General features: G+C 73.4%; 11 protein-coding genes and 1 pseudogene. 4 read left to right on the forward strand and 8 right to left on the reverse strand.

Annotated features, from left to right (window positions below; all coding sequences use genetic code 11):
* Positions 1–142: 142 nt before the first annotated feature.
* Together GSF22_RS25715 and GSF22_RS25720 are read left to right on the forward strand one after the other, a co-directional pair.
* Positions 143–1,126 carry an aldo/keto reductase gene (locus GSF22_RS25715; RefSeq protein WP_208816314.1) on the forward strand — a complete coding sequence of 328 codons (984 nt, stop codon included), beginning with the start codon at positions 143–145 and terminating at the stop codon, positions 1,124–1,126.
* Positions 1,120–1,350, forward strand: coding sequence for a hypothetical protein (locus GSF22_RS25720; RefSeq protein ID WP_208816315.1), 231 nt, complete (start codon positions 1,120–1,122; stop codon positions 1,348–1,350). Before GSF22_RS25715 ends, GSF22_RS25720 begins: the two co-directional genes overlap by 7 nt.
* Positions 1,351–1,530: 180 nt before the next feature.
* On the opposite strand, the gene GSF22_RS25725 is transcribed toward GSF22_RS25720, so the two are convergent.
* From GSF22_RS25725 to GSF22_RS25755, 7 genes are all read right to left on the reverse strand, one after another.
* Complete coding sequence (locus GSF22_RS25725) at positions 1,531–1,734, reverse strand: cold-shock protein (RefSeq protein ID WP_007075740.1); 204 nt, start codon at positions 1,732–1,734, stop codon at positions 1,531–1,533.
* A 378-nt stretch (positions 1,735–2,112) separates the two neighbouring features.
* Positions 2,113–2,373 carry a DUF4235 domain-containing protein gene (locus tag GSF22_RS25730; RefSeq protein WP_439957804.1) on the reverse strand — a complete coding sequence of 87 codons (261 nt, stop codon included), beginning with the start codon at positions 2,371–2,373 and terminating at the stop codon, positions 2,113–2,115.
* 8 nt (positions 2,374–2,381) lie between these two features.
* A complete protein-coding gene (locus tag GSF22_RS25735) occupies positions 2,382–2,738 on the reverse strand; it encodes a DUF3618 domain-containing protein (protein ID WP_208816317.1) in 357 nt (118 codons plus the stop codon).
* Positions 2,735–3,169 (reverse strand): phage holin family protein, encoded by a 435-nt coding sequence (locus tag GSF22_RS25740; RefSeq protein ID WP_208816318.1) that lies wholly within the window; start codon positions 3,167–3,169, stop codon positions 2,735–2,737. Before GSF22_RS25740 ends, GSF22_RS25735 begins: the two co-directional genes overlap by 4 nt.
* A 189-nt stretch (positions 3,170–3,358) precedes the next feature.
* Positions 3,359–4,651, reverse strand: coding sequence for a mechanosensitive ion channel family protein (locus GSF22_RS25745; protein ID WP_208816319.1), 1,293 nt, complete (start codon positions 4,649–4,651; stop codon positions 3,359–3,361).
* Between the two features lie 114 nt (positions 4,652–4,765).
* Positions 4,766–5,587 (reverse strand): DUF1206 domain-containing protein, encoded by an 822-nt coding sequence (locus tag GSF22_RS25750; protein WP_208816320.1) that lies wholly within the window; start codon positions 5,585–5,587, stop codon positions 4,766–4,768.
* A gap of 60 nt (positions 5,588–5,647) precedes the next feature.
* Positions 5,648–6,010 (reverse strand): hypothetical protein, encoded by a 363-nt coding sequence (locus tag GSF22_RS25755; RefSeq protein WP_208816321.1) that lies wholly within the window; start codon positions 6,008–6,010, stop codon positions 5,648–5,650.
* A gap of 97 nt (positions 6,011–6,107) precedes the next feature.
* On the opposite strand from GSF22_RS25755, the gene GSF22_RS25760 reads away from it, so the two are divergent.
* Positions 6,108–7,328 (forward strand): cysteine desulfurase-like protein, encoded by a 1,221-nt coding sequence (locus tag GSF22_RS25760; protein ID WP_208816322.1) that lies wholly within the window; start codon positions 6,108–6,110, stop codon positions 7,326–7,328.
* Positions 7,329–7,361: 33 nt separating this feature from the next.
* Positions 7,362–7,646 (forward strand): annotated as a pseudogene (locus GSF22_RS25765) (GNAT family N-acetyltransferase); the annotation flags it as partial.
* A gap of 52 nt (positions 7,647–7,698) precedes the next feature.
* Here the strand turns inward: GSF22_RS25765 and GSF22_RS25770 are convergent.
* Entirely contained in the window at positions 7,699–9,201 is a 1,503-nt protein-coding gene (locus GSF22_RS25770; protein ID WP_208816324.1) for a glycoside hydrolase family 3 protein, read from the reverse strand.
* Between the last annotated feature and the right edge of the window lie 269 nt (positions 9,202–9,470).

Consider the following 9,470-nt stretch of genomic DNA (forward strand, 5'->3'; position numbering starts at 1 on the left):
GGCCGGGAGCGTTCCTCGGCGTAGCGCAGGTAGGTACCGGGTTCCCACATACGGGCGCCTCCTCAAATAAACCGTACGTACGTTTTGCATACACGGTAGCGGCGTCTCCGGTCCCGGACAACGGGGCGACTAGGCTCGGGCCGTGGAAGAACGCAGCTTCACCCGGCTCGGTCGGGCGGTCGGGGTGGTCGGACTCGGTGCCTGGCAATTCGGGGCGGACTGGGGCACGGTCAGCGAGACGACCGCCCTGGAGACCCTCGACGCCGCCGTGACGGCCGGCGTGACCTTCGTCGACACCGCCGACGTGTACGGCGACGGGCGCAGCGAGCAACTGATCGGCCGGTACCTCCGGTCGCACCCGGACGCCGGTCTGCTGGTGGCGACCAAGATGGGTCGTCGGGTGCCGCAGACCCCCGAGGCGTACACCCTGGCCAACTTCCGCCAGTGGACGGACCGCTCCCGGACCAACCTCGGGGTGGACCGCCTCGACCTGGTGCAGCTGCACTGCCCGCCGAGCGCGGTGGTCGACTCCGACACCGTCTTCGACGCCCTGGACACCCTGGTCGCCGAGGAGCGGATCACCGGGTACGGGGTGAGCGTGGAGACCTGCGACCAGGCGCTGACCGCGATCGCCCGCCCCGGGGTGGCCAGCATCCAGATCATCCTCAACGCGCTGCGGCACAAGCCGCTGGAGCAGGTACTGCCGGCCGCCTCCGCCGCCGGGGTGGGCATCATCGCCCGGGTGCCGCTGGCCAGTGGCCTGCTCTCCGGCCGGTACGACGAGCGGACCCGGTTCGCCGCCGACGACCACCGCAGCTACAACCGGCACGGCGAGGCGTTCGACGTCGGGGAGACCTTCTCCGGTGTGGACTACGGTGTCGGGCTGGCCGCCGTCCGCCGGCTCGCCCCGCTCGTTCCGGAGTCGGTCACCATGGCGCAGTTCGCGCTGCGCTGGATCCTCGACCAGCCGGGGGTGACCGTGGTGATCCCCGGCGCCCGGGACGCGGCCCAGGCCCGGGGCAACGCCGCCGCCGCAGCGGTGCCACCCCTGGACGCCGACACCCTCGCCGCCGTCCGGACCGGCTACGACGACCTGATCCGCCCGCAGGTGCACGACCGGTGGTGACCCGGGGCGGGACGGACCCGCAGAACGGCCCGGTCCGCAGTTGGCTGCCGCTGACCGCCGGCCTGCTGGCCGTGGTGGTCGGCGCGCTCTGGACGGTGCAGGGGCTCGGCTACGTGCCGGGCAGCCTGATGACCGGCCACCGGGTCTGGGTGGTGGTCGGACCGGTGCTGGTCCTGGCCGGGCTGCTGCTGCTCCGGCGGGCGCTGGCCGCCCGGCGCCGCTGACCGCACCCGCGAGTGCCGTGCGCTGGCCGCCCGGCGCCGCTGGCCGCACCGGTGCCGGCGGCACGGTCGCCGGTCGCGCCGACCCGCGGCCGGCCACGGTGACGGGAATACGACAGAGCCCCGGACCACCCGGTCCGGGGCTCTGTCGTGCTGCTGTTGTTGTTACGTGGTGCCGACTGCTCAGATGGGACGGACCTGCTCAGCCTGCGGGCCCTTCTGGCCCTGAGCGATCTCGAACTCCACCCGCTGGTTCTCCTCCAGCGTGCGGTAGCCGCTGGTCTGGATCGCCGAGAAGTGGACGAACACGTCAGCACCCCCGCCGTCGACGGTGATGAAGCCGAAGCCCTTGTCTGCGTTGAACCACTTCACGGTTCCCTGCGCCATGTGTATCTCCTTCTAAAACTGGCGGCCGAGCACGCCGTGCGGCCGGTTGGCCGTTTTCGAGCAGCGGTGCCTGAGGCTGCCCCCACGGAGGAGACTTCTCAACCCACGCCGTCTCTCAACAGCGTGGAACAGCAAACCACGTACGCAAAAACTTCGCACAGCCTACCCGACGAAATTCTCCGACATGAGACCCGAGAACGCACGGGTTCGACCCGTCCCAGATCATGAACCGGCCCGTTCTCCGTACCCGTGGCTGTGCGGACGGCTACTGGCGCGGACCGGCAGCACCCGGTATAACCCGAAGCCGCCGGACCCCCTCCGCGCAGGTGGCGGAGGGGGTCCGGAAGAGCTGCCGGCAGGGGTCGGCGGGCGGGCCGCTCAGTTCGGCCAGCGGCCGGTCAACCGGCGGACGCCGACCGCCCCGCCCCGGTCCACGGCCGCCCGCACCACCGCGAAGATCGCACCCTGGAGGGCCGCCGCCGCGAGGATCTCGCCCCAGCGCCGGTCCTCGTCGGTCGCGCTCGGTGCCTCGCCGTCCCCGGCGGTCACCTTCCAGACCTGTCGGAACACCGTACCGGCCACCGCACCGGCCGCGATGCCCAGCAGCACCCCGACCGGCTTGTACGCCGCGTGGCTGATTCCCCTGCTCACCTGCTACGCCTCCCTCGTACCACCAGCACCACCACGACCGCCACCGCACCGGCGAGCAGCACCGCGACCGGCAGCGGGCCACGGCGCACCGTGGTACCCGAGCGCGGCCCGGCGGCGCGTACCGCGGCGGCCTGCCCGCGCAGTCGTACCGCCTGTTCCCGTACCCGGTCCCGGGTCTGGGCGGCCTGCTCCCGCATCCGTTCCTTCGCCTGGTCGGCCGAGTCCTTGAGCCGGGCCTTGACGTCCGCCTTGGCGGCCAGCGCCTCGACCGTCTCCCCGAGCTCGATCCGGGTCCGTCGGATCTCCGCGCGCAACGTCTCCGGGTCGACGTTACGGTTGCCGTTGCCGGTCATGACCGTCCCCTGTCCCGGACCGCGGCGGTCACGGTGTCCATGTCCGCCCGGACGCTGCGGACCGTCTCCTGGGGCGTCGGCGGGACCGCCTGGCTGACCTGCTTCTTCCCGGCGAGGGCGAGCACCCCGGCGACCAGGAAGAGCACCACCGCGACGATCAACGCGGCCACCCACGCCGGCAGTACCGACGCCAGCAGCAGCACCGCCGCGGCGATCAGCACGCCGAGCCCGTAGAGGGCGAGGGCGCCGCCGCCGCCGAAGAGACCGACCCCCTTCCCGGCGTGCCGGCCCTTCTCGGCCAGCTCCGCGCGGGCCAGGGCCAACTCGTCCCGGATGAGTCGGGTGACCTGCTCGGTGGCGCGCTGCACCAGTTCGGCGGTCGACGCCTCCGCCCCGGTCCGGGACGTACCGCGACTCGCTACGTCAGCCATGCTGTCCTCCTTTCTTCACCACCGCGCTGTATGCCCGGAGTCGTCACCGGCCAATCCTGTGCGGAGGGGTCAGTCCGTCGGACCGTGCCGCGTCACGCGCCGGAGACGGTCGGCCAGCACCGGCGTCGGGAGTTGGGAAGGGCCCCTTCACCTACAGGATGCGATAAGAGGGGGCCCTTCCTTACCGGTTCAGCGGTTTGCCTCGACGGGCTCGTCCGGGCCGACGAAGGCGCCACCCCGGGCGTCGCCGTCGTGGCTGCCACCGAAGACCCGGGCGTCGTCGGGAACGGGGACGCCGTCGGGGCCGTCGGCAGGGGTCCCGTCGGCGCGGCCGTTCCCGGTGTGCCCGTCGGCTCGCCCGTTCCCGGTGTGCCCGTCGGCGCGGCCGTTCTCCGTACGGCGGCGGACCGGACGGCGGGCAGGGGTGGACTGCCAGACCAGCGCGGCGGAGGCGTCGCCCACCTCGGTGCGCAGCCGGGGCAGCGCGGTCGGCCGCTGGTCGCGCAGCCAGCCCACCAGATGCTCGCGGACCAGGCAGCGCAGGTCCCACAGGCGCGGCGCGTCGGCGGCACTCACCAGCGCGCGTACCCGGACCATGCCGCCGACCGCGTCGGTCACCTGGAGCACGCAGACCCGGCCGTCCCACAGGTCGGTCCCCTCGACCAGCCGGCGCAGCTCCTCCCGCATGGACTGCACCGGTACCGCCCAGTCCACGTCGAACTCGGCGGTGCCCAGCACGGCGGCCTGGGTACGGGTCCAGTTCTGGAAGGGTTTGCTGGTGAAGTAGGAGGTGGGCAGGATCAGCCGTCGGTCGTCCCAGATCTGCACCACCACGTAGCTGAGGGTCAGCTCCTCGATCCGGCCCCACTCCCCCTCGACGACGACCACGTCGTCGAGGCGTACCGCGTCGCTGAAGGCGAGCTGGAGACCGGCGAAGACGTTGCCGAGCAGGCTCTGCGCGGCGAGCGCGGCGACCACCCCGATCACCCCGGCCGAGGCGAGCACGCTCGCGCCGACCCCCCGGACCGCCGGGAAGGTCATCAGCATCACGCCCCCGGCGAGGACGACGATGACCGCGATCGTCACCCGCCGCAGCATCACCACCTGGGTACGGATCCGCCGCGCGTGCCGGTTGTCCGGGACGTCGGTACGGAACCGGGCCAACGCGGTGTCCTCGGTCACCACCAGCAGGGACGCCACGAACCAGGCGGTCGCCGCGATCACCGCGAGCACGAGCCCGTGCAGCAGCGCCCGTCGCCAGGGCTCACCGACCGCGTACCCGGTGCTGAACCGGACGGCGAACTGCACGGCGAGGACGGTGGCGGCGACCCGGAACGGCCGGTGCGAGTGCTCGGAGAGCTCGGTCAACAGCAGGGAGCGCCGGCCGAGCCGGCGGATGACCCGATGGGCCACCTCCACCCCGACGAGCGCGACCGCCGCGGCGGCGAGCGTCGCGGCGATCGTACCGAGATAGGTCTGCACCAGTGCTTCCTCCTTCGCGGACGGCCGGGGCACCCGGGCCGGTCGCTGCGAGGGTGCAGGAGGACCAGCCCGGGCAAAGGCCCTATGGTGCCCGGTGTCGCCCGATCCGGCCAGTCAGACCTTGCGGTAGCGGGACTGCACGAAGCAGTACACACCGTAAGCGGCGAGACCCAGCGCCATCAGCGTGAGCAGCAGCGTGCCGTACGACTGGTCACGCAGCGTACGCAGCGCGGCGTCCAGGCCACGGGCCCGGTCCGGGTCGTAGTTGACCGCGGCGAGGATCACCAGCAGACCGGCGATGCCGTACACCCCGCCCTTGGCGGCGTACCCGGCCACACCCAGCCGCTCGCTGAGCCGGCGGGTCTTCGGGCTCATCTCGCCGGTCTTGAGGTGCTTGAGGAACTTCTTCTTCACCCCGTAGACGACCAGCCCCACGCCGATGGCGGCGAGCACCAGGCCGGCCAGCCCGACCAGCCAACGGCCCCCGGCGGACTCCATCAGCTTGCCGCTGAACGCCTCCGACTTGTCGGCGCTGGACGCCTCGGCGCCGGAGAGGACCTTCCACGCGCTCCAGGCGAAGTAGAGGTAGACGACGGTCCGCCCGACGGAGGCGATCCGCTCCGTGGTCCGGTGGCCGCCCTGCTCGGAGCGGTGCCCGACGACCGCTTCGAGGGCCTGCCAGAGGGCCATGGCGAGCAGGCCGACCCCGATCGCGCCGACGAGGAACTTGCCCATCGGCTGGGCGGCGAGGGTCTGCAGGGCGCCGGACTGGTCCCCGTCCCCGGTGGAGCGACCGAAGGCGATCTGGAGGGCGAGCCAGGCGATGAGGAGGTGGACGATGCCGTACCCGATGAATCCGGCCCGGGCGAGCAGTTCCAGGGATCTGCTGTTGGCGGTACGGGAGGCGGTGGCTTCAGCGTTTCTGGTGAGCGACATGGCGCCACAATCACCGGTTCCGGAGATTTCCAAACGTGGGCCACCGCCCACCCGCCCGACTCAGCCGTTCTGGTTACGTGAGATGCGTACCTTGACCTGGGTGTCGGTGGCGCTGTCCAGGGTCACGAAGAGGCCGCCCACCTCGGTGGCCGCCTGGCCGGTGGTGAGGGTGATCTGCTCACCGGCGACCTCGAGGGTCACCTGGTCGCCCTGGGCACTGACCAGCCTGGCGTCCACGCCGAGGATCGAGGCCTTCGCCTCGACACCCCGGTCGAAGGTGACGGTGCAGGCGTCCAGCCCGCAGTCGGTGGAGGCGCCCTCGGAACTGCAACCGGCGAGTACGGCGGCGCCGAGGGCCAGCCCGGCGAGCAGGCCGGCGGCGCGACGGGCGGGGGTCAACGAGGGGATGCGTCGGTTCGTCACCCGACCAAGGGTACGGGGGGCCCGCCCGTCCGCCCCGACGCCGGACGGCCGGTCCGGTCGCTGCCGACCGCCGGGAGTGGGCGTTAGGGTGGCCGGCATGTCGCTGGACGTCGCCCGGATCCGGGCCGCCTACCCCGCCCTCGCCGAGGGTCTCACCCACTTCGACGGTGCGGCCGGTACCCAGACCGCCGGCACGGTGGCCGAGGCCGTCGCCGCCGCCATGACCACGTCGATCGCCAACCGTACCGAGGCGAACGCGCCGGGCCGGCGGTCGCTGCGGCTGCTCGCCGAGGCCCGGGCGGCGATCGCCGACCTGGTCGGCGGGGACCCGGACGGGGTGGTCCTGGGGCCGAGCGCCACCGCCCTGACGTACCAGCTGGCCGGTCTGCTGAGCGCCGACTGGCGCCCCGGTGACGAGGTGGTGGTCTCCCGGCTCGATCACGACGCGAACGTCCGGCCGTGGGTACAGGCCGCCGGGGTGGCCGGGGCGACGGTGCGCTGGGCGGAGTTCGACCCGGTGACCGGTGAGTTGCCCGTCGACCAGTACGCCGACCTGGTCGGGGAACGGACCCGGCTGGTGGCGGTGACCGGGGCGAGCAACGCGATCGGCACCGTCCCGGACGTCGCGGCGATCGCCCGGACCGCCCACGCCGTCGGGGCCCTGGTCTGCGTGGACGGGGTGCACGCCGTCCCGCACCTGCCGACCGACCTGGCGGCGCTGGGCGCCGACTTCCTGGTCACCAGTGCCTACAAGTGGTCCGGGCCGCACCTGGCCGCGATGGTCGCCGACCCGGCCCGCTGGGCCCCGCTTCGGCCGGCGAAGCTGATGCCCGCCCCGGACACCGTGCCGCAGCGGTTCGAGGCGGGTACGCCGGCCTTCCCGCTGCTCGCCGGGCTCCGGGCGGCGGTGGACCACCTCGCCGGGCTGGCCGGGGACGGCACCGGGAGCCGGCGCAGCCGGTTGCGGCACAGTCTCGCCGCCGCGCAGGCGTACGAGGCGGAACTGCTGGACCGGCTGCTGACCGGGTTCGCGGCCCGGCCACAGGTCACCGTGTACGGCGCGCCGCAACGGCGCTGCCCGACGGTGTCGTTCCGGATCGACGGTCGGCACCCGGCCGAGGTCGCCACGGCGCTGGGCGGACGCGGGATCTGCGTCTCCTCGGGTGACTACTACGCCTACGAGTACTTCACCACCATGGGGCTGCGGGACACCGGCGGTGGGGTCCGGGTCAGCATCTACCACTACAACACGGCCGACGAGGTGGACGGCCTGCTCGACGCGGTCGACGGGCTGATCGACGGCCAGCACCGGGGTTGACCCCCGCAGCCCGCGCCGAGCAGCCACAATGACGGGGTGAACACCCTGGTCGAGGACAATCCGGCGCGCCGTCGGTTCGAGATCCTGGTCGACGACGCCCTGGCCGGCTTCGCGGCGTACCAGTTGCGCGGCGAGACCGTCGTCTTCACCCACACCGAGGTCGATCCGGAGTTCCGGGACCTGGGGCTCGGCGGGACGCTGGCCCGGGGCGCGCTGGACCAGGTCCGGGCCCGGGGCGGCCGGGTGATCGCCCGCTGTCCGTTCGTCTCCGCGTACATCGACCGGCATCCCGAGTACGCCGACCTGACCACCGGCTGACGTCCGGCGCGTCCGGCCCGGCGGGGCGGGGCGGGGCGCCCCGGTCGGGTGGTCAGTGGGCGCCGGTGAGCACCTCGACGGCGGCCCGGGCACCGACCCGGCTGGCGCCGTAGGTGGCGAGGTGCACCTGACCGGTCACCGCCGCCGGTACGCCCAGCTCCACCACGACCGCGTCCGGCCGGCCGGCGAGGGCGGCGTCGACCGCCGCGCGCATCCAGGGGTGCCGGTGCAGGTCGCGTACCACGAGGACGAGCGGACGGTCGACGGCGGGGCCACAGAGGTCGGCGGCGCTGGCCGGCGTCTCCGGTCCGACCCGGACCGTCGTGGTGCCCGGCAGCCGGGCGGCCAGCGGGGCGGCCACCCCCCACGGGGTCTCCGGGCCGATCGCGATGTTGCGGGGCGGTTCGAACTCCACCACGTGCACCGGGCCGGTCAGCGGCAGCGGTGCGGCCGGCCCGGGGGCGACGGTGAGGCGTACCGCCCGGCGGGCGGCGGCCAGCCCGACCGGGGAGCCGTCCGGGCCCGGGACCGCCCCGGCCCGGTCGCCCCGGGCCGAGACCGTCCAGGCGGCCAGCTGGTCGACCCGTTTCGCGGCCTCGACCAGTCGCTCCTCGGCCAGCTCACCGTTGACGACGGCGGCGACGATCGCATCGCGCAGGGTCAGGGCGGTCGCCTCGTCGGCGTACCCGCCACCGACGCAGATCGCGTCGGCACCGGCGGCGAGGGCCCGCACCGCGGCGCCCCCGAGGCCGTACCGGTCGGCGACGGCGCGCATCTCGATGCCGTCGGTGATCACCGCGCCCTGGAAGCCCATCTCCTCGCGGAGCAGACCGGTCAGGATGCGCCGGCTGAGGGTTGCCGGCAGCTCCGGGTCCAGCGCCGGGACCAGCAGGTGGCCGCTCATCACGGCCTGCACCCCGGCGTCGATGGCGGCCCGGAACGGGGGCAGTTCGCAGGCGTCGAGGGCGGCCCGGCTGGCCTCGATCCGGGGCACGTCCAGGTGGGAGTCGACGTGGGTGTCACCGTGGCCGGGGAAGTGCTTGGCGCAGGCGGCCACGCCGCCGCGTTGCAGACCGCGTACCCAGGCGGCGGTGTGCCGGGCGACGAGCTGCGGGTCGGCCCCGAAGGCGCGTACCCCGATCACCGGGTTGGCCGGGTTGGAGTTCACGTCGGCGTCGGGGGCGTAGTTGAGGGTGATGCCGGCGGCGGCCAGCTCGCGTCCGAGGTCGTGGGCGACGTCCTCGGTCAACGCCGGGTCGTCGATCGCCCCCAGGGCGAGGTTGCCGGGCCGGGAGCTGCCCCGCACCGACTCCATCCGGGTCACGTCGCCGGCCTCCTCGTCGATGGCGACGAGCACGTCGGGACGCTCGCTGCGGAGCATCGCGGTAAGCCGGGTGACCTGGTCGTAGTCGGTGACGTTGCGGGCGAAGAGGACCACCGAGGTCAGCCCCTCGCCGAGCCAGCGGCAGACCCAGGGCGGCGGTGTGGTGCCGACGAACCCGGGTTGCAGGACGGCCGCCGCCAGGCTGGGCAGGTTACCCGTCGAAGTGCTCATCCAGCCGAACCCCCGAATCACCAAGTGCCGCCCGCCGCGTTCCGGTGGCGGCGGGTGCTGCCATGGTCACATCCGGCCGTTAAATAGTCAACAAACCTTCCTATTGTGGGAGCGCGCCTCCGGCACCGACGTGGCACAGTGCGGACATGTCCGGACTCCCCACCGCCGCCCTGCCGCTCACCGCCCCGCTCGCCGCCGAGGAGATCAGTTGGTACGACGTACCCGGGGTGCGCCTCCTCGGGATGGTCGTCGGCGGGCTGCTCCTGCTC

This window comes from Micromonospora echinofusca (assembly GCF_017614955.1).
Taxonomy (GTDB): Bacteria; Actinomycetota; Actinomycetes; order Mycobacteriales; family Micromonosporaceae; genus Micromonospora; species Micromonospora echinofusca_A.

What these genes read in the sequence shown, in the direction of transcription:
- GSF22_RS25725 (WP_007075740.1), bottom strand. Translation starts at nt 1,734, where the DNA reads ATGGCGCAGGGAACCGTGAAGTGGTTCAACGCAGACAAGGGCTTCGGC.
- GSF22_RS25735 (WP_208816317.1), bottom strand. Translation starts at nt 2,738, where the DNA reads ATGACCGGCAACGGCAACCGTAACGTCGACCCGGAGACGTTGCGCGCG.
- GSF22_RS25740 (WP_208816318.1), bottom strand. Translation starts at nt 3,169, where the DNA reads ATGGCTGACGTAGCGAGTCGCGGTACGTCCCGGACCGGGGCGGAGGCG.
- GSF22_RS25750 (WP_208816320.1), bottom strand. Translation starts at nt 5,587, where the DNA reads ATGTCGCTCACCAGAAACGCTGAAGCCACCGCCTCCCGTACCGCCAAC.
- GSF22_RS25760 (WP_208816322.1), top strand. Translation starts at nt 6,108, where the DNA reads ATGTCGCTGGACGTCGCCCGGATCCGGGCCGCCTACCCCGCCCTCGCC.
- GSF22_RS25770 (WP_208816324.1), bottom strand. Translation starts at nt 9,201, where the DNA reads ATGAGCACTTCGACGGGTAACCTGCCCAGCCTGGCGGCGGCCGTCCTG.